Source organism: Pseudomonas sp. B21-059 (assembly GCF_026016285.1).
GTDB lineage: Bacteria > Pseudomonadota > Gammaproteobacteria > Pseudomonadales > Pseudomonadaceae > Aquipseudomonas > Aquipseudomonas danubii.
Window position 1 is genome coordinate 1,396,830 of the sequence record NZ_CP087201.1, and the last position, 21,047, is coordinate 1,417,876.

At 61.7% G+C, this 21,047-nt stretch carries 17 protein-coding genes and 2 tRNA genes; 4 read left to right on the forward strand and 15 right to left on the reverse strand.

The window, feature by feature from the left end; genetic code table 11:
• Positions 1-246 precede the first annotated feature (246 nt).
• The 4 genes from LOY69_RS06300 to LOY69_RS06315 all read right to left on the reverse strand — a co-directional run bounded on the left by LOY69_RS06300 (position 247) and on the right by LOY69_RS06315 (position 4,827).
• On the reverse strand, positions 247-1,545 hold the full coding sequence (locus tag LOY69_RS06300) for a virulence factor family protein (RefSeq protein ID WP_110594982.1): 1,299 nt from the start codon (positions 1,543-1,545) through the stop codon (positions 247-249).
• Entirely contained in the window at positions 1,545-4,193 is a 2,649-nt protein-coding gene (gene mprF / locus LOY69_RS06305; RefSeq protein ID WP_102878602.1) for a bifunctional lysylphosphatidylglycerol flippase/synthetase MprF, read from the reverse strand. Before mprF ends, LOY69_RS06300 begins: the two co-directional genes overlap by 1 nt.
• Positions 4,194-4,471: 278 nt before the next feature.
• Positions 4,472-4,548 (reverse strand) — tRNA-Met (locus LOY69_RS06310).
• 202 nt (positions 4,549-4,750) lie between these two features.
• Positions 4,751-4,827 (reverse strand) — tRNA-Met (locus LOY69_RS06315).
• A 294-nt stretch (positions 4,828-5,121) separates the two neighbouring features.
• Between LOY69_RS06315 and dinB the strand changes: the two genes are divergently transcribed.
• Positions 5,122-6,189 carry a DNA polymerase IV gene (gene dinB, locus LOY69_RS06320; protein ID WP_265074269.1) on the forward strand — a complete coding sequence of 356 codons (1,068 nt, stop codon included), beginning with the start codon at positions 5,122-5,124 and terminating at the stop codon, positions 6,187-6,189.
• 77 nt (positions 6,190-6,266) lie between these two features.
• Here the strand turns inward: dinB and LOY69_RS06325 are convergent, their stop codons facing one another.
• From LOY69_RS06325 to LOY69_RS06340, 4 genes are all read right to left on the reverse strand, one after another.
• Positions 6,267-7,217, reverse strand: a complete 951-nt coding sequence (locus LOY69_RS06325; RefSeq protein WP_102878604.1) for a hypothetical protein — start codon at positions 7,215-7,217, stop codon at positions 6,267-6,269.
• Positions 7,218-7,234: 17 nt separating this feature from the next.
• On the reverse strand, positions 7,235-8,950 hold the full coding sequence (locus LOY69_RS06330; RefSeq protein ID WP_102861442.1) for a proline--tRNA ligase: 1,716 nt from the start codon (positions 8,948-8,950) through the stop codon (positions 7,235-7,237).
• A 127-nt stretch (positions 8,951-9,077) separates the two neighbouring features.
• The gene (locus LOY69_RS06335; RefSeq protein WP_102878606.1) at positions 9,078-10,643 is read right to left on the reverse strand and encodes an AmpG family muropeptide MFS transporter; all 1,566 of its coding nucleotides are present in this window, start codon (positions 10,641-10,643) and stop codon (positions 9,078-9,080) included.
• Positions 10,644-10,685: 42 nt separating this feature from the next.
• The gene (locus tag LOY69_RS06340) at positions 10,686-11,063 is read right to left on the reverse strand and encodes an MGMT family protein (RefSeq protein ID WP_413787144.1); all 378 of its coding nucleotides are present in this window, start codon (positions 11,061-11,063) and stop codon (positions 10,686-10,688) included.
• 135 nt (positions 11,064-11,198) lie between these two features.
• On the opposite strand from LOY69_RS06340, the gene LOY69_RS06345 reads away from it, so the two are divergent.
• Entirely contained in the window at positions 11,199-12,206 is a 1,008-nt protein-coding gene (locus tag LOY69_RS06345) for a DUF481 domain-containing protein (RefSeq protein ID WP_265074271.1), read from the forward strand.
• A gap of 116 nt (positions 12,207-12,322) precedes the next feature.
• Here LOY69_RS06345 and LOY69_RS06350 read toward each other — a convergent pair whose 3' ends face one another.
• Positions 12,323-12,532: a cold-shock protein gene (locus tag LOY69_RS06350; protein WP_002554837.1), complete on the reverse strand. Its 210-nt coding sequence runs from the start codon at positions 12,530-12,532 to the stop codon at positions 12,323-12,325.
• A 352-nt stretch (positions 12,533-12,884) separates the two neighbouring features.
• Between LOY69_RS06350 and dcd the strand changes: the two genes are divergently transcribed.
• Positions 12,885-13,451 carry a dCTP deaminase gene (gene dcd, locus LOY69_RS06355; protein WP_016965530.1) on the forward strand — a complete coding sequence of 189 codons (567 nt, stop codon included), beginning with the start codon at positions 12,885-12,887 and terminating at the stop codon, positions 13,449-13,451.
• 105 nt (positions 13,452-13,556) lie between these two features.
• Positions 13,557-13,769: a hypothetical protein gene (locus tag LOY69_RS06360; RefSeq protein WP_102861446.1), complete on the forward strand. Its 213-nt coding sequence runs from the start codon at positions 13,557-13,559 to the stop codon at positions 13,767-13,769.
• Positions 13,770-13,838: 69 nt separating this feature from the next.
• Here the strand turns inward: LOY69_RS06360 and LOY69_RS06365 are convergent, their stop codons facing one another.
• The 6 genes from LOY69_RS06365 to LOY69_RS06390 all read right to left on the reverse strand — a co-directional run bounded on the left by LOY69_RS06365 (position 13,839) and on the right by LOY69_RS06390 (position 20,810).
• Positions 13,839-14,603 (reverse strand): ABC transporter ATP-binding protein, encoded by a 765-nt coding sequence (locus LOY69_RS06365; RefSeq protein WP_265074272.1) that lies wholly within the window; start codon positions 14,601-14,603, stop codon positions 13,839-13,841.
• Positions 14,604-14,616: 13 nt separating this feature from the next.
• Positions 14,617-15,735, reverse strand: coding sequence for a succinylglutamate desuccinylase/aspartoacylase family protein (locus LOY69_RS06370; RefSeq protein WP_265074273.1), 1,119 nt, complete (start codon positions 15,733-15,735; stop codon positions 14,617-14,619).
• Positions 15,736-15,758: 23 nt separating this feature from the next.
• A complete protein-coding gene (locus LOY69_RS06375) occupies positions 15,759-16,469 on the reverse strand; it encodes an ABC transporter permease (protein ID WP_265074274.1) in 711 nt (236 codons plus the stop codon).
• The gene (locus tag LOY69_RS06380) at positions 16,466-17,194 is read right to left on the reverse strand and encodes an ABC transporter permease (RefSeq protein WP_102861450.1); all 729 of its coding nucleotides are present in this window, start codon (positions 17,192-17,194) and stop codon (positions 16,466-16,468) included. The genes LOY69_RS06375 and LOY69_RS06380 overlap by 4 nt, the downstream gene beginning before the upstream one ends.
• Positions 17,195-17,250: 56 nt before the next feature.
• Entirely contained in the window at positions 17,251-18,033 is a 783-nt protein-coding gene (locus LOY69_RS06385; RefSeq protein WP_102878612.1) for a transporter substrate-binding domain-containing protein, read from the reverse strand.
• Between the two features lie 335 nt (positions 18,034-18,368).
• Positions 18,369-20,810, reverse strand: a complete 2,442-nt coding sequence (locus LOY69_RS06390; RefSeq protein ID WP_265074275.1) for a penicillin acylase family protein — start codon at positions 20,808-20,810, stop codon at positions 18,369-18,371.
• Between the last annotated feature and the right edge of the window lie 237 nt (positions 20,811-21,047).

Genomic DNA, 21,047 nt, shown 5'->3' on the forward strand with positions numbered 1-21,047 from the left:
CTCTTCGGGTTTCCAAGCCCGGTCGCTGAAGTTCAGCGACACCCGGAGCCTAGCCCGTCGAAGCGCAGGCCAACAAGGCAGCAAAGTGCCCAAAACGCACCCCTTACACAACTCTCGGAGTTTGCCTACAACCTGCGCGGGAGTCATCCGCCATTACGCGGTCTTCAGCGAGGAAGCTCAGGCCGCTGATGTAAAAAAGCCCCCGCAACCTGAGGCTGCGGGGGCTTTGATGGGGCGAGGCTCAGCTCACTCTTGAGCGGTGGCCTGATCCTTGACCTGGCGCTTTTCGATGGCATCCACCAGGCGCTTGGCCAGTGCCGGGTAGTTCTCATCGAAGTGATGGCCGCCCGGCAGCTTCATGGCTTCACCGACCGCAGTCTTGTCGGTGCAGCCGCTTTCGTCGACTTCTTCCTCACCGTAGATGCACACCACCTTGGCGGCGGGCAGCTTGGCCATTTCCGGGCCGGTGGCAGCTTCCTTGCCGGCATTGCCCAGCCAGCCTTCGACTTCGATCTCGAAGCTGCCGGTACGGGCGAAGGCCAGCAGGATAATGGCGTCGACCCGCTGCTGCTCTGCTTCCGGCAGGCGGTTGTAGATCGCCGGCAGCACGTCGGCGCCGAAGGAGTAGCCGGTCAGCACGAAGCGCTTGGTGCCCCACTTCTGCCGGTAGTGCTGCATCAGTTCGGTGAGGTCAACGGCGCTTTGCTCAGGCGTCTTGTGCTGCCAGTAGTAGCGCAGGGTGTCGATGCCCACCACCGGGTAGCCGATCTTGGCCATCTCGCCAGCCACGTCGCGGTCCAGGTCGCGCCAGCCGCCGTCGCCGGAGAGGAACAGGGTCACGGTGTCCTTGGCCTGGCCGGCCGGGACTTCCACCACGGGAATGTTCAGGCCGCCGTTTTCCGAACCCACCAGCAGCTTGCGCAGCTCGTTGTTCAGCACCTGGGGCAGGTGGATGTCGTAGTCGCTGATGCTGGTGGTGGCGTTGGGGGTATCACGCACGAAGCCGGCACTTTCGTCATCCGGGTTGTCGTTCCAGGCCACCAGCCAGTGGCCGTGGGCCAGGGTCTTGGGCAGTGGATCGGTGCAACCGGGCGCCGGGTTGATGGTGAAGCCTACCGACACGGCCTGGGCCTTGTCGTCGTTCTGGGTGGCGACCCAGCGCCAGGCCAGGGCCGCGCCCGGGCCGATGCCGCTGACCAGGGTGGCCGGGCCACTGAGCTGGGGCAGGGCGCTTTGCAGGGCTTGTTCCTGCAGTTTGCAATCGTCCTTGGGCAGGATCACCTGGACGATCTGCGCCGCGCCGCTGCGGCTCAGGGCCAGCAGCTGTTTGTCGGTCAGGGTCGAGTCAGGCAGCACCGCCACCACCACCCGGGCCTTGGCCTTGGCGCCTGGGGTCACTCGGGTCAGGGTCGAGCCATCGGCCTGGGTCAGTTGTTCCAGGGTCGGTTCAGGGGCGGGGCGGTTCCACCACCAGTAGCCACCACCCGCAAGCAAAGCCAGTACCACCAGTGTGGCCAGCAGATACCGCCAAGAGCGTTGAATCATCAGCGTTTCACCAATCCAGTCAGGCCGCCTGCGATCAGGGCGGCGGTGTCGGCCAGTGCCACCAGCGGGTCGAGCCCGGCCGGCACGGCCATGTAACGGGGTTCCCAGTCGGGCTGGAACTTGTCTTTGAAGCGGCGCAAGCCTTGGAAGTTATACAGTTGCTCGCCACGGCGGAAGACCATCGAGCCCAGGCGTTGGGTCAGCGGCGCGCCACGCCGGGGTTGCAGGCCGGACAGCGGCACCATGCCCAGGCTGAAGCGGGCGTATCCATGATTTTTATAATGCTGGATCAGGCCGACCATCATGAACTCCATGGTCAGCTTCGGGGCGTCCGGGTGCGCGCGCATCAAGTCGAGGCTGGCCAGGTCATGGCTGTAGGTCTCGAGCAGGTTGGCGAAGGCCACCGGGCGTCCTTCAAAACGGATGATGGCGATGCGGAAGTGCTTGAGGTAGTCGTCGCTGAAGCGCCCCAGGGAGAAGCCTTTCTCGCGGACATTCTTGCCGGTCAGCCAGGCGTCTGAAATCACTTTCAGCTCGTCCATCGGCGCTTGCCCCGGCTCGTGGATCTCCAGCGACAGGCCGTCGCGGGTGCCGCGATTCCAGGTGTAGCGCAGGTCTTTCATCTCCTTGCCCTTGGCTTCCAGATCAAAGCGCTTGAGGTCGACCCGGGCTTCTTCGCCGAGCTTGATCGCCGTCAGGCCGATGTCCATGTAGTAGGGCAGGTTTTCCGCCCGTACTTGGTAGAACACCGGGCGCGCGTGGTGCAGGTCGCACAGGTCGCGGAACTGCCAGATCATTTCCGCGCGCTGCTGGGTCGGGCCGATGGGGTCGTACAGCGCCACCAGGCTGCGGCCGCGGCGAGCGTACATCAGGAAGGCATCGTCGTTGGGGTGGAACAGCAGCGCCTTGTCGCCGGTCAGGGCCAGGCCACCATCGGGTTGGGACGAGGCCATGAGGATCTTTGCCGCCTTGTCCAGCTCGTCGCTGGTGGGCAGGTGGATGACCGGGCGTGCGGTACGCAGCAGCCAGGTCAGGGACACCACCAGCAACAGCACCGCAGCCCCCAACAGCGAACGCAGGCCCCGGGGGGCGTCGGCGTCGAGGGTGAACTGCCACCACAGTTGGTGGCTGTAGGGCACGTCCTGATAGGCGAACAGCAGCAGCCAGGTGGAGGCGCCGAGCACGCAGACGCTGGCCACCAGGTACAGCGGCGAGAAGGGCAGTTCGGTGAGGCGGCTGGGGCGATAGAACGAGCGCCGGAATACGGCCAGCAGGCTGGCGGTGAGGGTCATCAGGCAGGCTTCTTCCCAGTCAAAGCCTTTAAGCAGCGAGAGCAGGGCGCCCACCAGCAACAGAATGGTGGTGAGCATCCAGGCGGCGGACAGGCGCCGGCGCAGGCCTTGGGCCAGCAGCAGGCAGAGCACGCCAATCAGGCTGGCGCCGAAGTGCGAAGCGTCCACCAGGCGGTGAGGAATCAGGAAGCCGATGTGTTGCAGGCGGGTATCGATTTCCGGGGTGGCGCCGGAGAACAGCAGCACCACGCCGGAGAGAAACACCAGCACCGCCAGGATTGGCGCTGCCAGGCCTGAAGCCACTCGCAGGGATTGTCGGGTCTGGAACAGGCGCTGGGCTTCGTTGATCAGCAGCAGGACGCAGGCCACCAGCATCGGCAGCACCACGTAGATCAGGCGATACAGCAGCAATGCGGCCGCCAGGGGCGCGGCCCCGAGCTTGTCGGCAAACGCCGCCAGCAGGATGGCTTCGAACACCCCGACGCCGCCAGGCACGTGGCTGAGCACACCGGCGGCCAGGGCCAGCAGGTACACCAGCAGGAAGGCGCCGAACGGCGGTGCCTCGGGCAGCAGCAGGTAGAGCACGGTGGCGGCTGCGGCGACGTCCAGGGCGGTGATGATCAGTTGCAGGAAGGTCAGGCGGCGTCCAGGCAGGCGCAGGGTGCGGCGTCCGACCCGTACCAGCAGGTTGTCGCGCAGAGGCTGCTCTGGCAGGCGTCGGCGATAGATGCCGACGGCCAGTACTGCACCCAGCAGCAGGATAGCCAGGGCAATGCCGGCCAGCAGGCTTTCGGGCAGGCGCAGGGCCGCCGAGGCTGCCGGCAAGTTACTCAAAGTGGCCAGGGCCGCCAGCGGTGGCAAGGCACAACCCAGAGAGAGGCTGGCAAACAGGGTCATGTGCGCGACGTCGGAGGCCCCCAGCCCATGACGTGCATACAGGCGATAACGTACCGAGCCGCCGGACAGCAGCGACAGACCAATGGCGTTGCCGATGGCGAAGGCGGTGAAGCCGCCCAGAGCCAGGGTGCGGCCGGGCAGGTTGACTCCGGCATAGCGGCTGGCGGACCACTCGTATCCCAGCAGAATGATGAAGCCGACGATGGTCGCGCCCAGGGCGCCCAGTAGGGCGGGCTTGGGTACTTCGAGGATCGAGTCGTGCAGGGCGTAGAAGTCCAGCTCGCTAAGCAGGTGACGGCAAGCGATCAGGGCAATGGCGAACAGCAGCAGGGTTATGGCCAGGCCCAAGGGTTGGCGGTACTTGCTCAACAGGTCCAGCCAGCGCAGGCGAGTGGTTGTCACAGGTTGAGTGGCGGTAGTGGTATCGCTGTCTTGCGAATCAGACGTGTTGGCGCGCATCAATCACCTCGTGGATTGTGCGCGACAGGATGGGGGTATCCGGCCAAGTTACCAATCCCTGTAGAAAAAATAGTTTCAAATATTAACGCGTCTCACCGTGGCCCGGCGACCCTGGGCGATGGCCGCCGGGTGGTTGCTCGAGACAGAGCATAGCTCGCATCTTGAAGGGTCGAAGCATCGCTAAAAGGCTCGCAACACTTTGCCAGGTCATTGTTGCGAAAGGACTTTTTCAACAGATACAAAAAAGGCCACTCTTTCGAGCAGCCTTTTTTGATGTTTGGTTGCGGGAGCCGGATTTGAACCGACGACCTTCGGGTTATGAGCCCGACGAGCTACCAGACTGCTCCATCCCGCGTCTGTGTGGCGGCATTCTACAGGCGAACGACTGAGTGTCAACCATTAATGGTTCGACAGGTCAAATAAACGTCGAATGGCCGGTTCCGTCTCTTAAGTCATCGACAGCTAAAGAGTTTTGCCTATGCCGTGTTTGAGAGGGAGTAGTGCAAAACAGGCGCGCACAAAAAAGGCCACTCTTTCGAGTAGCCTTTTTTGATGTTTGGTTGCGGGAGCCGGATTTGAACCGACGACCTTCGGGTTATGAGCCCGACGAGCTACCAGACTGCTCCATCCCGCGTCTGTGTGGGCGGATTCTACAGCGTCGCTGGCGTCTGTCAATCATTAATTTTTAAAAAAGGCTTCCTGTTCAATCGCTTAGCGTGCTTCCAGGAGCGTTTTTCGAGGCTTGGGCCCAGGTAGAACGTGGCTTTCAGCTCTATGGAACGCTTGGTGCTCATTAAGAGAATAAATTTCTCATGGCGCTTTGCCGATTGATCTGAGATGCAAGGTACTGGTGCTATATACAGGTGTCGGTAGATACTGGCTGCCCGCTTTGATTCCAACTTCGGCTTTCAATGATCACTGCCTTTATATGATGCAGCGCAAAATCATCCACATCGACTGTGATTGCTTCTACGCCGCCATCGAAATGCGCGACGACCCGCAACTGGCCGGCAAGCCGCTGGCAGTGGGTGGTTCCGCAGATCGGCGGGGGGTGATCGCCACCTGCAACTACGAGGCGCGGGCCTATGGCGTGCGTTCTGCCATGTCGTCGCGGCACGCGTTGACCCTGTGCCCGGACCTGGTGATCGTCAAGCCGCGCATGGATGCCTATCGCGAGGCGTCGAAAGAGATTCATACGATCTTTCGTGACTACACCGATCTGATCGAACCCTTGTCGCTGGACGAGGCCTATCTGGATGTTTCCGATAGCCCGAACTTCGCCGGTAGCGCCACGCGCATTGCCCAGGACATTCGCCGGCGGGTTTCCAATCAGCTGCATATCACGGTGTCGGCCGGGGTCGCGCCCAACAAGTTTCTGGCCAAGATTGCCAGCGACTGGAAAAAGCCCAACGGCCTGTTCGTGATCACTCCGGATCAGGTGGAGGATTTTGTCTCCGAACTGCCGGTGAGCACGTTGCATGGGGTGGGCAAGGTCACGGCGGACAAACTGGGTCGCCTGGGGATTGTCGACTGCCTGCAGTTGCGCGACTGGAACAAGCTGGCCCTGGTGCGCGAGTTCGGCAGTTTCGGCGAACGCCTGTGGAGTCTGGCCAGGGGGATCGACGAGCGGCCGGTGCAGAATGACAGTCGGCGCCAGTCCATCAGCGTGGAAAACACCTATGACGTGGATCTGCCGGATCTGGACAGTTGCCTGCAGAAGCTGCCGGAGCTGATGGAGACTCTGGCAGGGCGCATTGCGCGTATCGACAGCAGTTATCGGCCGGGCAAACCCTTCGTCAAAGTGAAGTTCCACGACTTTACCCAGACCACTCTGGAGCAGGCGGGGGCCGGACGGGATCTGGAGAGTTATCGGCAACTGCTGACCCTGGCCTTCAAGCGTGGCGGCAAGCCAGTGCGGCTCTTGGGGATTGGCGTGCGATTGCAGGATCTACGCGGTGGTCACGAACAGCTGGAGCTGTTTCGGGGCGTGTTGTAGGCGCTGGCTGGCTGGCGAATTTGGCGTCGCGATCGATCCGCGGCGTGGTGTTCGCCGGCAAGCCGGCTCCTTGTCAATCAGTGACCGGGATCGGCGACCAGGCGGCCGGCGTTCTTGGTCAGGGACTTTAGAAACTCGCTCTGCAATTCCGGATCGTTGCGTGTCAGCTCGATCAGGCTCTGCTCCAGCTCGCTGGCCTCTTCTTCCAGACCCAACTCCGACAGGCGCTTGACCCGGTGTACCCACTGGCTCACTTCGTCATCTTCCAGGTCGTCGTAGATCAGTGCGTGAGCTTCCACCAGCTTGCCGCGCAGGGTGCTGCTCAGGCTCAGGGACGAGTCGGAATGCACTTCGTCCTGAGCATCCTCGACACTGATCTGCAACTTGCCGATGTGGTTCAGGTCCTGTTCGGAGAATGGCGCGTCCAGCAGGTTCAAGCGCAGCACGCCATTACGATCGGTGCTCATGTCGTAGGTTTGCTTGCCGGCCTTGACCTGCACCGGGCGCTCGCTCCAGGGCAGGCTCGAATACTCCAGGCGCTTGTCACGCTGGACTTCATCGATGGCCGCCAGGTTCTGCTGAGCCCGGCCGTGGGACGGCATGTTCATGAACGGGTTGAGCCCGGACACGCCGTAGCTGACCCAGTCCTTGGTGACGCTGTCCGGCAGGTTGCCCAGAGCAAACACGTTGACCACATTGGCGCCGACGCCGGCCACCAGGGCCACCGCGCCCAGCGGGATCTCGTAGATTTCCCGCCAGGGTTGGTAGGGCGTATAGCGATCGTAGCGGCGAGTGACCTCGAATTCGGTGACTTCGAAGGTCTTCTGCTCGTGGATGCGTACCCGGCGTTGCGGCAGCTCAAGCACCTTAGGCTCACCGACATCGATCTGCAGGCTGTGGTCGAGCAGTTTGCGCTCGACGCGTTCCTCGTGTTCGCTGCGTTGCGACATCTGGTTGGCGCAGCCGCTGACCAGCAGGGCGCCGCACAAGGCGGCGCCCCCGAGGCTTAAGGTGTTTCGCTTGAACATGACTTCTCTATCTGGTTTCAGCGACGGATACGGGCTTGGAGGAAGGACAGGACGTCGGCCACGGGCAGCGCTTGTGCCTGGGCTTCGGTACGGCTCTTGTATTCCAGGTTGCCTTCGGCGAGGCCGCGGTCACTGACCACGATCCGGTGAGGAATGCCGATCAGCTCCATGTCAGCGAACTTGATGCCCGGGCTGGTTTTCTTGTCGCGGTCGTCCAGCAGCACTTCGAAACCGGCGGCAGTCAGTTCTGCGTACAGTTTGTCGGTGGCTTCGCGAACCTGCTCGGTTTCGTAGCGCAGCGGTACCAGGGCGATCTGGAACGGCGCCAGGGTATCGCTCCAGATAATGCCGTTTTCATCGTTGTTCTGCTCGATGGCGGCCGCCACCACGCGGGACACGCCAATGCCGTAGCAGCCCATTTCCAGGGTCACTGGCTTGCCGTTTTCGCCCAGCACTTCGCACTTCATCGCCTTGCTGTACTTGTTGCCCAGCTGGAAGATGTGCCCGACCTCGATGCCGCGCTTGATTTCCAGAGTGCCCTTGCCGTCCGGGCTCGGGTCGCCGGCCACCACGTTGCGCAGGTCGGCAACAGTCGGAACCGGCAGGTCGCGTTCCCAGTTGACGCCGAAGTAGTGCTTGTCGTCGATGTTGGCGCCGACGCCGAAGTCGCTCATCAGCGCCACCGAGCGGTCGATGATGATCGGCAGTGGCAGGTTCACCGGGCCCAGGGAGCCGGCGCCGGCGCCGATGGCGTCACGCAGTTCGGCTTCGGAGGCCATGACCAGCGGGCTGGCAACGCCAGGCTGGTTGGCGGCCTTGATTTCGTTCAGTTCGTGGTCGCCACGGATGATCAGGGCGATCAGCTTGCCGGCTTCTTCGGCATGCACCACCAGGGTCTTGACGGTCTTCTCGATCGGCAGGTTGTAGCCTTCCACCAGCTGGGCGATGGTTTTCGCGTCAGGGGTGTCAACCAGGCGCATCTCTTCGGTTGGAGCCGGGCGCGAGGTTTCGCGCGGCACGGCTTCAGCCTTCTCGATGTTCGCTGCGTAGTCGGAACCGTTGCTGAAGACGATATCGTCTTCGCCGGACTCGGCCAGTACGTGGAATTCGTGGGAGCCGGCGCCGCCGATGGAGCCGTTGTCTGCTTCAACCGGGCGGAACTTCAGGCCCAGGCGGGTGAAGACGTTGCAATAAGCCTGGTGCATGCGGTCGTAGGTGACCTGCAAGGACGCCTGGTCGGCGTGGAAGGAGTAGGCGTCCTTCATGATGAACTCGCGGCCGCGCATCAGGCCGAAGCGTGGGCGGATTTCATCGCGGAATTTGGTCTGGATCTGGTACAGGTTCAGCGGCAGCTGCTTGTAGCTGCTCAACTCGTTGCGGGCCAGATCGGTGATCACTTCTTCGTGGGTCGGGCCGGCGCAGAAATCGCGCCCGTGACGGTCTTTGAAGCGCAGCAGCTCCGGGCCGTACTCTTCCCAGCGACCGGATTCCTGCCACAGCTCAGCCGGTTGAGTGCTCGGCATCAACACTTCAAGCGCGCCCGCGGCGTTCATTTCTTCGCGAACGATGGCTTCAACCTTGCGCATCACTCGCAAGCCCATCGGCAGCCAGGTGTACAGGCCGGAAGCCAGTTTACGGATCATGCCGGCGCGCAGCATCAGCTGGTGGCTGATCACGACCGCGTCGGAAGGCGTTTCTTTCTGTGTGGCGAGCAAATATTGACTGGTACGCATGGTAGGCCGTTGTCGGTTGCTGAGACTGGAAGTGACGGAGCATTGTACGGGCGAGTTCCGCTGGCGTACAGGATTGCGCTTTGAGGGGACGGGAGCCGCGGAGAAAAGCCGCAACTCCCGGGATTTTCTAGGATTCCTCGCCCACGACAGCGCCCTTGGCGGGCTGCTCCGACGGGTCTTTCGGTCCGGCGCGGCGGCTCTCCTGGAACCAGTGAATGGCGATCAGAATCAGGGTCGGCACCCCGAGTATGGCGGTGATGAGGAAGAAGTCGTGATAGCCGTATTTTTCCACCATGACTCCGGAATAGCCGCCGATCAGGCGTGGAAGCAGCAGCATGATGGAGCTGAGCAGGGCGTACTGAGTGGCCGAGAACTTGAGGTTGGTCAGGCTCGACAGGTAGGCGACGAAGGCGGAAGTGGCCATTCCCGAGCTGAAGTTGTCCAGGGAAATGGTGGCAATCAGCATTTTCAGGTTCGGGCCCATGTCGGCGAGCATGAGGAACAGCAGGTTGGTGCCGGCAGACGCGGCACCGCCGATGAACAGGATCGGCAGGATGCCGAAGCGCACGATCAGCAGGCCGCCCATGCCGGCCCCAAGCAGGGTCATGATCAGGCCGAAGATCTTGCTGACCCCGGCAATCTGGTCCTTGGTGAAACCCTGGTCGATATAGAAAACATTGGCCATCACGCCCATGACCGTGTCCGACATGCGATAGGTGGCGATCAGACCCAGTAGCAGGAAGGCTTGCCAGCGGTAGCGCAGGATGAAGTCGTTCACCGGGGTCAACACCGGCGCCAGGCCTCGACGGCCCATGGCCGACAGGCACAGGGTGCTGAGGGTGATGTAGAGGATCGCCCGCAGGAAGGCCCGGTCTTCCAGCAGCAGGTCCAGCAGGCTGACGCCGTCGAAGATCACGCTGGCGAAGTCGGTGTTGTACAGCTGGGTAAAGGTGGCTGGCACTGAAACCAGAAGCACGATCAGGACGAACACCGAGATCAACTGGTGGGCGAAGCTGTAGCGCCCTGCCGACAGTTGAGTGCGCAATGGCACTGCTGGTTCACGCATCAGCAGGGTGGTGAGCAGTGCTGGAATCATCAGCACGCCGAACAGCACGTAGGTACCGGTCCAGGCCGAATGCTTGTAGCTGAAGCCGGTGGAGCCGAAGCCTTCGGCGAAGAACAGCGCGCCGGCGGTGGCCAGCAGTACCGCGACCCGGTAGCCGGACATGTAGCTGGCGGCCAGCGCGGCCTGTCGACTGTCGTCGGCGATTTCCAGGCGATAGGCGTCGATGGCGATGTCCTGGGTCGCCGAGGCAAAGGCCACGACCACCGCAATGGCGATCAACCAGGACAGGTGTTTTTGCGGATCGCAGAAGCCCATGCCGATCAGGCCGAGAATCACCAGGACCTGGGCCAGTACCAGCCAGGAGCGGCGTCGGCCGAGCTTGCCCAATAGAGGCAGGCGCCATTGGTCGAGCAGTGGCGACCACACCCATTTAAAGGCATAGGCCAAACCGATCAGGCTGGCGTAGCCGATGGTTTCGCGGGCCACACCGGCCTCGCGCAACCACACCGAAAGAGTCGAGAACACCAGCATGTAAGGCATGCCGGCAGCGAAACCAAGCAGCAACAGCACGAGCGTCGAGGGGCTGGCATAGGCGGCAAGTGCGGCGCGCCAGGTTTTACGGGGCATGGGCTGAAGTCTGCCTCAGATTACGGAAACAAAGCGCGCACTCTAACCGCTGTGCTCTACCGGGCGCCAGCCATGGCGCTGAATATCCACGCGATTGTTCAGGATAGAGACACCTTCGCCGTGCAGTCTGGCGCGCTGCTCGTCGCCTGATGGGCTACCGACGGGCAGGCTGATGCGGCCGCCAGCACCGAGTACCCGGTGCCAGGGCAGGCTGGTATCGGCGGGTAGCTGACTGAGGGTGCGTCCAACCCAGCGCGCGGCCCGGCCCAGGCCGGCCATTTCTGCCAGTTGGCCATAGCTGACGACCTTGCCTTCGGGGACTTGGGCCAGGGTCAGGTACAGCACCGTGCGTCGGATTTGCGCGGGGTTTTGCGAGTCTTCGCCGTGTTCGGTCACATTCGCGGTTCCAGATAGGGGCAGGGGCTCGGGGCGGTTGTGAGGATGAAAGTCTTGTGAGTATTGAACTCACTCTCGATACCCGGGTCAGTCCTGACTAAGGCTTGTTCAGCAGGAATAATGCCGTTTTTTTTCGCAAGATCGAGTCCTGTATTGCTTATGTTGCCTAGAACGATGCTGTGTTTCGCGGTGCTCAGCGCCTCCATGCCTGCTCTGGCCGATACCGTCTGGTTGAAGAACGGTGACCGGTTGAGTGGCAAGATCAAGGTTTTCGACGGCGGTAAGCTGTTGATCCAGACCGATTACGGTGGCGCCATTTCCATTGATTGGAAGCAGGTCAAGACCCTGGAAAGCGATCAGGAGTTGCTAGTCAAACAGGATGCCTACACCGGGGAAAAGGCCAAGTCGCTGCAGGCGGCGGAGGAGGGCAAGGTTGTCCTGGCCAACGGTGAGGCGCCCAAGACCGTGGAGTTGGCCAGTATCCAGCAGATCATGAAACCCAAGCCGCTGGTGGAGGATGTGGTCTGGAAGGGCAATGTCGACGTGGCCATGGATTACAAGCGTGCTGAAAAGGACACCGATGACTATGACATCGACTTCAAGACTTCGGCGCGCCATGGTGCCTGGCGTCACAACGCCCAGGGTGAGTACAACCGTGAGTTCCAGAATCAGGTGGTGACTACCGACAACTGGAATGCCGAGTACGCTCTGGACCGCTTCATTACCGAGAAGTGGTTCTGGGAAGGACGCCTGACCTACAAGCGCGACAAAGTAGAAGATCTTGCGCGGCAACGGGTGGTGGGTACGGGTCCCGGCTACCAGTTCTGGGACGATGAGCTGGGGGCGTTCTCCTTGGGCTCGCTGCTCAACCGCACGGATTACGAGTACGCCGATGGCGGTAAGGACAGCTTCTACTCACTGGCGATGAAGTGGGATTACAACCGTTACCTGATTGGCAAGCGGGTGGAGTTCTTCACTAATGGCGAAGTGGGCAGGCCGTTTTCCGGCGTCGCCGATTACGCGCTGGATGCGGAGATGGGGCTGCGCTACAAGGTCACGGACTGGGCGTCGCTCAACCTCAAGGCGGAAAAGGATCTGATCCGCGGTACCGAGGACAGCGACTTGGATAAGACCCGCTATACCGTGGGCTTTGGCGTGACCTGGTAACGGGGTACCAGCCAGGAGCATTCGCGAGGATGCGCCTTGGCTGCACGCCGCAAAAACCTGCGGGCACAAAAAAGCCCCGCTGTTGAGGGCGGGGCTTTTTACTGGATCAGTACAAGTTAGATAACTTGAACTTCTTCAGCTTGCATGCCTTTCTGACCGCGGGTAGCGATGAAAGAAACCTGTTGGCCTTCTTTCAGGCTTTTGAAGCCGTCGGATTGGATAGCTTTGAAGTGTACGAACAGGTCGTCACCGGATTGTGGAGTGATGAAGCCGAAGCCTTTTTCATCGTTGAACCACTTAACGGTACCGGTTTGGCGATTAGACATGGTGTATCTCCTTGGACAAAGTTAACTGCGACTCAGGAAAAGCCCTGGCCGAGACTGAGTGCAAAGAGCAGGAAAAATTCTTGGAGATGGTTGGATCGAAATTCAACATCGTGTAGAGATTCTCAGTGACACAAGCAGCACAGTGGCGCCACCTTAACCCTTTTTCCTGAACGTGCCAATGGCTAGGGCCAAGGTTTCTCGGTTTTCGTGACTGACGGCCCGTCGTTCGTCGCCGAACCCTTGAAAATCCTGGTGTCAGGCGAGAAAAACGTCCCGGACTTTGAACCCGACCCCGCGCCCCGGTAAGATGCCGGACAGAATTTTTTCACCTCGTTATTTCAGGACACCCGCCATGAGCATCAAATCGGACAAGTGGATTCGCCGCATGGCGCAAGAGCACGGCATGATCGAGCCCTTCGTAGAGCGCCAGATGCGTGGCGAAGGCCCGGATCGGCTGATCTCTTTCGGGGTGTCGAGCTACGGCTACGATGTGCGTTGCGCTGATGAATTCAAGGTGTTCACCAACATCAATTCGGCCACCGTCGACCCGAAGAACTTCGATGAAAAGAGCTTCGTCGACATCAAGAGCGACGTCTGCATCATCCCGCCAAACTCCTTCGCCCTGGCCCGTACCGTCGAGTATTTCCGCATTCCGCGCAACGTGCTGACCATCTGCCTGGGCAAGAGCACCTATGCCCGTTGCGGCATCATCGTCAACGTGACTCCGCTGGAGCCCGAGTGGGAAGGCCACGTGACCCTGGAGTTCTCCAACACCACCACCTTGCCGGCCAAGATCTACGCCAATGAAGGCGTGGCGCAGATGCTGTTCCTGGAGTCGGATGAAGAGTGCGAAGTTTCCTACAAGGACCGTGGCGGCAAATACCAGGGCCAGCGTGGCGTGACCCTGCCGCGTACCTGATTGCGTCCGTCTGACAAATAGCGGGAATTCCTGAGCACACCCACACTCTATTGGGTGTATTTCCGGTATGCGCAAGGCGTACCGGGCTCAGCTCAGGAGTGCCCCATGAAGATAGATCCGCGAATCAGCGCCACCTTGGCCAGGCTGGAACCCAATCAGGTTGGGGTATTGGCTTGGACCCTGCTGGCACATCCGCCTGTCAACATGGCAGGCGGCATTCCCGGTCAGCCCGACCCGGACTCTCCCCAACCCCCAGAACCTACCGAACCTGGTGAGCCCACTTTGCCGGACGAGCCGCCGCCCGCGCCTGTGGCTTGAACTCACTGGATACCGTCAGTCGCCCCGTCCGCGACAATCTTGCGCGGACGGTGGCGTTCTACGCGGCCGCTACTTCAGGTTGCCACTGAGAAACTGCTGCAGGCGCTCGCTTTTCGGGTTGCCCAGCACCTCTTCAGGAGTGCCTTCCTCTTCCACCAAGCCCTTGTGCAGAAACAGCACCTGGCTCGACACCTTGCGGGCGAAGCTCATCTCGTGGGTGACCATGATCATGGTCCGGCCTTCCTCGGCCAGGCCCTGAATCACCTTGAGCACCTCGCCCACCAGCTCCGGGTCCAGGGCTGACGTGGGTTCGTCGAACAACATGACTTCCGGCTCCATGGCCAATGCCCGGGCGATGGCCACTCGCTGCTGCTGGCCGCCGGAGAGGAACGCCGGGTACTGGCCAGCGACGCGGGCCGGCAGGCCGACCTTGTCCAGATAGCGCCGGGCCCGTTCTTCGGCGTCCTTGTTACTGACTCCCAGCACCCGACGCGGGGCCATGGTGATGTTTTCCAGCACCGTCATGTGGCTCCACAGGTTGAAATGCTGGAACACCATCGCCAGGCGCGTACGAATCCGCTGCAGCTCGGCAGGATCGGCCACGTGCATGCCGTGGCGATCGCTGACCATGCGGATCGGCTGGCCATCCAGGCTCATGGCGCCGTCGTCCGGGGTTTCGAGAAAGTTGATGCAACGCAGAAAGGTGCTTTTGCCCGAACCACTGGCGCCGATCAGGCTGATCACGTCACCGGTCTTGGCCTTGAGAGACACACCTTTGAGCACCTCATTATCGCCGTAGCATTTATGCAGGCCTTCAATGGTCAGTTTGTACATGGGGCTTGCATCCTCAAGGCGAAAGTAGATAGCCGCTGCGATAGGCCTCGCGGCCGGCGACATGGGCGATCACCATGCCGGCGGTGGCCATGCGCCGCAGCGAGCGGGCATACAGGAGCCCGGCATTGTTGCAATGGATAGGTGTAACCCGGTCATGGATCGGGTCGATGATTTCAGCCACCAACTGCCCGGCCTCCAGGTATTCCCCCGGTAGCGCAGCGAACACCAGCAGCCCGCCCACAGGCGTCGCTAACGGTTCGACCGCCGCCAGCGGCGTGGCCGGAAAGGGCAGCTCAGGCAACGGCGGAACCTGGCCGGCAATGGCGCCGAAGCGGGTCAGGTAGTCCAGCATGGCCTGGCAGTCGAGGCTGGCCAGGCCGTGGTTGACGTCGCCCTGACCACGCAGCTCGACCGTGACCGCAAAGGTGCCCGTGGGAATGGCGAAGTGTTCGCCGAAGCGCTGTTGCAGTTGCCACCACAGCAGGCTGAAGCACTCGTCGAACGACCAGGCCGCGGAGTCGGTGGCCAGGAGGCAGGCTTCGGCGCCGAGGTAGCGGGCCAATGGCTCTACCTGGGGCCAGGCTTCGGGGGTGGTGTACAGGTGCGCCACGGCTTCGAAGTCGCAGTGCAGGTCCAGCACCATGTCGGCATCGCAGGCCAGCCGTTGCAGGGCCAGTTGCAGGGACTGCAATTGCGTCTGTGGTCGTTGACGGGTCAGGGCATCGCTCAGGTGTCGGCGAATCAGGTCGAGGTTGTGCTGCGGATCGTGAGTGAGCAGCCCTTCGATGGCGTTGCCGACCTCTTCACTGAGGTCGACGAAGCCGCGATTGAAGTTCTGCCCGCTTTCCAGCTGGTAGCGCCCCAGTGGAACGTCCATCAACACTTGTTCCAGGCCCACCGGATTGGCCACCGGCACCAGGACTATTTCATGCAACAGGCGACCGGCGGCTTCCAGCTCCGTCAGGCGCTGCTTGAGGTGCCAGGCCACCAGCATGCCGGGCAATTCGTCGGCATGCAGGGAGGACTGGATGTAGACCTTGCCTTGGGCCTGGGCGGGGCCGAAATGAAAACTGTGGACCTGGCGCGCGGTGCCCGGCAGCGGAGCGAGCAGGTCGTGGATCTCGTGGCGCATTGGTGATTTCCCGGCAGCAAGTCCTAGTGGGTCGGCCCGAGGAAGGCCAGCCAGCGGCGTTCAGCGAGACGGAACAGGCCCACCAGGGTGAAGGTCACGCACAGGTAGATGATGGCGGCGATACCGAACGACTGAAACGTCAGGAAGGTCGCCGAGTTGGCGTCCCGGGCGATTTTCAGGATGTCGGGAATGGTCGCGGTAAAGGCCACCGTGGTGGAGTGCAACATCAGGATCACTTCGTTGCTGTAGTAGGGCAGCGAGCGGCGCAGGGCCGAAGGCATGATCACGTACGCATACAGCTTCCAGCCGCTCAAACCATAGGCCTTGGCTGCCTCCACTTCGCCGTGGGCCATGCTGCGGATCGCCCCGGCGAAAATTTCCGTGGTGTAGGCGCAGGTATTCAGGGAAAACGCGAGGATGGTGCAGTTCATCGCGTCGCGAAAGAACGCGTCGAGCAGCGGTTGCGCGCGGATCGCGGCGATGCTGTAGATCCCGGTGTAGCAAATCAGCAACTGGATATAGAGCGGTGTGCCGCGAAACAGGTAGGTGTAGAACTGCACCGGCCAGCGGATGTAGCGCTTGGGCGAGACCCGGGCGATGGACAGCGGGATCGACACCAAAAAGCCAATGCAGATCGAGGCCGTGAGCAGCCACATGGTCATGGCCAGCCCGGTCATGTGGTAACCGTCGCTGTAAAGGAAGGGACGCCAGTATTCCTGCAGGAGTTCGATCATCGCACGGCCTCCCGGGCGCCGGCGGCATAGCGCCGTTCAAGCTTGCGCAGGACGAAGTTGGAGGCGCTGGTGATCAACAGGTAGATCAGTGCCGCCAGGACCAGGAAGTAGAACAGCTGATAGGTGCTCTTGCCGGCATCCTGGGCGGCCTTGACCAGATCGGCCAGGCCGATGATCGACACCAGGGCCGTGGCCTTGAGCATCACCATCCAGTTGTTGCTGATGCCCGGCAGGGCGAAGCGCATCATCTGCGGGAAGACCACGAAGCGAAAGCGCTGGCCGCGCTTGAGGCCATAGGCGGTGGCCGCTTCTACCTGGCCCCGGGGCACGGCGAGGATCGCCCCGCGGAAGGTTTCGGTGAAATAGGCGCCATAGATGAAACCCAGGGTGATCACCCCGGCGCTGAAAGGATTGATCTCGATGTATTCCCACTCCATGAAGTCGGTGAAGGAGGTCAGCCAGGTTTGCAGGCTGTAGAAAATCAGCAGCATCAGTACCAGGTCCGGCACCCCGCGGATCAGGGTGGTATAGAGCTGGGCGGGGACCCGCAGCAAGGCAACGCTGGAGAGTTTGGCACTGGCGCCGAGCAGGCCGAGCAAGACGCTGACCAGCAGCGACAACACCGACAACTTGATGGTCATCCAGGTACCTTCCAGCAGCAGAGGGCCGAAACCCTTCAGGCTGAAGGCGGAAAGCCCCAGGTTTTTTAGAAGTTCTTCGAGCATTGATCAGTGACCCGTGGCGATAAAAAAGGCGCCCATCGAGGATGGGCGCCGGCAGGTTATTTACCGCTGTAGAGGTTCAGGTCACCGAAGTGTTTTTTCTGGATGGTGGCGTAGGTGCCATCATCGTGTAACGCTTTGATACCTTTATCCAGGAGCGCTTTCAGCTCTTTGTTACCTTTTGAGATACCGATGGCGGTCTTGGACGGCAGCAGTGGGTCATCCACCGGCTTGCTGACTTCGTAGCCCGCGCCCTGCGGCGATTTGAGGAAGCCCAGTTCGGCTTGCAGCATGTCCTGGATCGAGGCATCCAGGCGCCCTGAAGTCAGGTCGGCATAGACCTGATCCTGGTTCTGATAGGCCTGGGTCTTGACTCCTGCCTTGTCCAGTACGGCCTTGGCATAGGCTTCCTGAATGGTGCCCTGCTCATAGCCCACGGTCTTGCCCTTGAGCGAGGCGGTGTCTGCGCTCAAGCCCGAACCTTTCTTGAACACGAACGAGGTGGGACCGGAGAACAGCTCGTTGGAGAAGTCGATGACTTTTTCCCGGGCTGCAGTGACGGTCATGGACGAGATCACACCGTCGAATTTATTGGCTTTCAGCCCGGGAATCATGCCGTCGAAGTCACTTTCGACCCATTTGCACTTGACCTTCAGCTCGGCACAGATGGCGTTGCCCAGGTCGATGTCGAAGCCCACCAGGCTACCGTCGGCGGCCTTGGACTCGAAGGGGGCATAGGACGGATCGACGCCGAAGCGCAGTTCCTTGTATTCCTTGGCCAGCGCGGAGCCGGCGGCCATGCAGAGAGCCAGTGCGGAAAGGGTCAGCAATGCTTTTTTCATTATTCAATCCCTAAGAACCAATATGAGCGCTTGTGGCGCATGAGTACTGTTACTGGAACGCATAAGACTTATTGAAAGTAGCAATTTCCGAACCAGAGCCCCGAACAAGTGTTTTAAAAGCAGTTGGCAACACCTGGGCAAGGCCTGTTGTGCACTGAAAGGAGGCGTGTGGGCGGCGCGGCGCCAAGAGGGGGCGGCGATGCTGGGGAGCGGACTACGAGGCGCTGCAGAGCGCATGTCCGCTGGTTTGGGCGCTGGCGTCTGCAGAGCGGAGTGATCGTTATGAGGCGAACCCGCTGGCGCAGGATGCGCCAGCGGGTTCGGCCGGGGGGAGGTTACTTGCCCGGGACCAGGGTCAGGCGGGTCTTGCCGTAGCTGCGTTCAAAGTTCTGCGGTTGCATCGGGAAACTCAGGTACTGGGCCTTGAGCCAGCCGTCGATGCCGTTGGCGTAGTTCGGGCTCACCGGGTTGCTGGATTGGCCACTGCTGTTGAGGCCCATCAGCGGCTCGCTCAGCGCGAAGTCGACGACGAAACGCAGGGCCGGGGTCGTGGTGATGGCAAAGTCCTGTCCCCAGCGATAGCCGGCGCTGTTGACGGTGTTCTGGTCGCCACCGGCCTGCAAGGGGGCGCGTATCGCCTGGCCGCTGTTGCGGGTCCAGCGGTAGCTGTGCAACTTGCCCCACTGCCAGGCCTTGCGGTCCGTGCCCAGCAGTTGCTCGCCCGAACTGATGGCCGCCGCCAGGCTGCGGGCGATAATGGCCGGCTTGTCCTCTTTTTGCCCGTTACGCGAGTCGCCCCAGAACGGGCTGTCTTCCCGGCTCAGAAGATGGTCGGCCTGGGCCGGATAGGACAGGCCCGCATTGGCAACGAACGCCTGCCAGGCAACGCCGGGCTCCGGACCGAGCTGTTTGAGGAAGGTCTGCTTGGCGCTTTCCTGGAGGAACAGTTCGTAGAGCGCGGCGTCGGCGGAGCCGGCGCTGAGCTTGCCGTCGAACGCCATCAGCCGGCTGTAGGCTTCACGGGCCTTGGCGCGGTCTGCATCGGGCAGGGCGTCGATGGCGTTTTTCAGCGGCAGGGCCATGCCCGGCGCCTCGAACATCATCTTCAACTTGGCGGCGAACAGGGTGGTCTGGTCGTACTGCAGGGCAATCAGGCTGCGGTTGTCCTGCTTGCCGCCCGACAGCCATTGGCCGATGCGCTCGGCCCGCTCCGGAGCGTCCCAGGAGTTGGACAGCTGCATGCCGTAACCGCGGGGGATGACCCGCTGATTGGCGGTGGCGATCCAGCCTTGCGCCGGGTCCTGGTCATAAGGGTGGAGCATCGGGTCGGCGTAGCCATCCCAGTCATAGCGTCCGTCCCAGCCGGGAGAGGGCAGCAGGCCTTCGCCCTCGCGGCGGTTGGGGAAGCGCCCGGTGACCTGCCAGCCGATGTTGCTGGCATCGGCGTAGACCATATTCAGGGCAATGGCGCGGATCTCGCGGCTGGCGTCGGAGGCCTTCTCCACATTCTGGGCCCGTGACAGATCGAAGAACGCATCCAGGCTCCTGTCGTCCTTGAGCTCCGGCATTTGCAGCGCCAGGCCGTAGCCACTGGCCAGGGCATTGTTGGCGTTGATCCCCAGGGTGCTGTTGAGCAGCGGACCGTGGCGGGTTTCGTACACCGCTTCGCGAATTGGCCGCTGGCCTTTGACGAAGTAGGTCTCGTTGCGAACGATGACCGGCTGCCATTTTCCGTTGTTCTGGTAGTACAGAGCGTTGCCCTGGCGTTTGAGTTTTTCCAGGAACAGGTCCTGGTTGTCGCCCATCGCCGAGCTCATGCTCCAGGCCAGCTTGCCGTTGAAGCCTTGCAGAATGGCCGGTAGACCAGCGATCGAGGCCCCGGCCGCCTGATATTTCGGCGCGCGGATCTGTACGTAGTACCAGGCGCCGATCTGGCTATCGCTGGCCAGCAGGCTGCGACCGCTGCGAGCGCGCTGCGGGGCGACGGCCAGGTTGCTGCCGGCCGTGACACCCAGTGAGTTGAGGGTCGACATCTGCTTGGCGGCCAGGCTGAGTTCACTCAAGCCCGGCACATGCAAGGCCAGCCCCTTGAGCTTGTCGGCCTCGGCCGTGGGCAGCGGTTCATCGGGGTAGCTCGGGGTCAGCCAGGGCAGTTTGTCGCTGCCGACCTTTTGTGCCAGTACCAGGCTGTTGATCTCTTCCAGCAGATTGGCGGACTGGCCGAAATTCAGCAGGCAGAAAATCAGTGCCGAATCCTCGGCCTTCCAGTATTCAGGGATGTAGCCGCGGGCGGCCAGGTCTGGCGGCAGCTTGTCGCGGTAGCGGAACAGGTAGGCGTTGACGCCTCGAGCGTAGACCTCGAAGAAACGCTTGATCCGTGGTGATGAGGCCTTGTACAGCTCGTCGGCGCTTTTCTTCAGATTCACCGCGCGCATCAGGCGGTCGACTTCCAGCACCTCGGCGCCGGACATCTCCGCCAAGCGGCCCTGGGCCAGCAGGCGCAGGGTGACCATCTGTTCGATACGATCGCTGGCGTGTACATAGCCCAGGGTGAACAGCGCGTCGTGGAAACTGTTGCTTTCGATCAGCGGTACACCGACGACGCTACGCCTAACCGAAACATTCTGCGCCAGGCCCTTGAGAGGCTGTACGCCGGAGGTGGGTGGCAGGCTGTTTTGAGTGTTCCAGGACTGGCAACCGGCCAGGCTGAGAGCACCGGCCACTGCCGCGGCAACGCCGAACCGGGGAAGAAAATGTGAGAGGGCTGGCGAGGCCATGGCAAAGCTCCTGCGGGGGGTAGCGTCGATAAAGGCGCTACGTTAGTGAGCAGGCGAGTGCCGCGCAAGCGGGGGCTGGAGGTATTTCTTGACCACGCCACAAATAGCCAGCGCCGGAGCGCCGTCATCTGTCGTTTCATGCTCGACGATGGCCCGACAGCAAGCGTCTGCATTAGGTCGTCCGGTGTGCAATGAGTGGCTTGCCTGTCACAGCAGGTGATGTTGAAGTTGGCAAAA

What these genes read in the sequence shown, in the direction of transcription:
- LOY69_RS06370 (WP_265074273.1), bottom strand. Translation starts at nt 15,735, where the DNA reads ATGCGCCACGAGATCCACGACCTGCTCGCTCCGCTGCCGGGCACCGCG.
- LOY69_RS06380 (WP_102861450.1), bottom strand. Translation starts at nt 17,194, where the DNA reads ATGCTCGAAGAACTTCTAAAAAACCTGGGGCTTTCCGCCTTCAGCCTG.
- LOY69_RS06360 (WP_102861446.1), top strand. Translation starts at nt 13,557, where the DNA reads ATGAAGATAGATCCGCGAATCAGCGCCACCTTGGCCAGGCTGGAACCC.
- mprF (WP_102878602.1), bottom strand. Translation starts at nt 4,193, where the DNA reads ATGCGCGCCAACACGTCTGATTCGCAAGACAGCGATACCACTACCGCC.
- dcd (WP_016965530.1), top strand. Translation starts at nt 12,885, where the DNA reads ATGAGCATCAAATCGGACAAGTGGATTCGCCGCATGGCGCAAGAGCAC.
- LOY69_RS06300 (WP_110594982.1), bottom strand. Translation starts at nt 1,545, where the DNA reads ATGATTCAACGCTCTTGGCGGTATCTGCTGGCCACACTGGTGGTACTG.
- LOY69_RS06350 (WP_002554837.1), bottom strand. Translation starts at nt 12,532, where the DNA reads ATGTCTAATCGCCAAACCGGTACCGTTAAGTGGTTCAACGATGAAAAA.
- LOY69_RS06375 (WP_265074274.1), bottom strand. Translation starts at nt 16,469, where the DNA reads ATGATCGAACTCCTGCAGGAATACTGGCGTCCCTTCCTTTACAGCGAC.
- LOY69_RS06365 (WP_265074272.1), bottom strand. Translation starts at nt 14,603, where the DNA reads ATGTACAAACTGACCATTGAAGGCCTGCATAAATGCTACGGCGATAAT.
- LOY69_RS06385 (WP_102878612.1), bottom strand. Translation starts at nt 18,033, where the DNA reads ATGAAAAAAGCATTGCTGACCCTTTCCGCACTGGCTCTCTGCATGGCC.
- dinB (WP_265074269.1), top strand. Translation starts at nt 5,122, where the DNA reads ATGATGCAGCGCAAAATCATCCACATCGACTGTGATTGCTTCTACGCC.
- LOY69_RS06330 (WP_102861442.1), bottom strand. Translation starts at nt 8,950, where the DNA reads ATGCGTACCAGTCAATATTTGCTCGCCACACAGAAAGAAACGCCTTCC.
- LOY69_RS06345 (WP_265074271.1), top strand. Translation starts at nt 11,199, where the DNA reads ATGTTGCCTAGAACGATGCTGTGTTTCGCGGTGCTCAGCGCCTCCATG.
- LOY69_RS06325 (WP_102878604.1), bottom strand. Translation starts at nt 7,217, where the DNA reads ATGTTCAAGCGAAACACCTTAAGCCTCGGGGGCGCCGCCTTGTGCGGC.
- LOY69_RS06390 (WP_265074275.1), bottom strand. Translation starts at nt 20,810, where the DNA reads ATGGCCTCGCCAGCCCTCTCACATTTTCTTCCCCGGTTCGGCGTTGCC.
- LOY69_RS06335 (WP_102878606.1), bottom strand. Translation starts at nt 10,643, where the DNA reads ATGCCCCGTAAAACCTGGCGCGCCGCACTTGCCGCCTATGCCAGCCCC.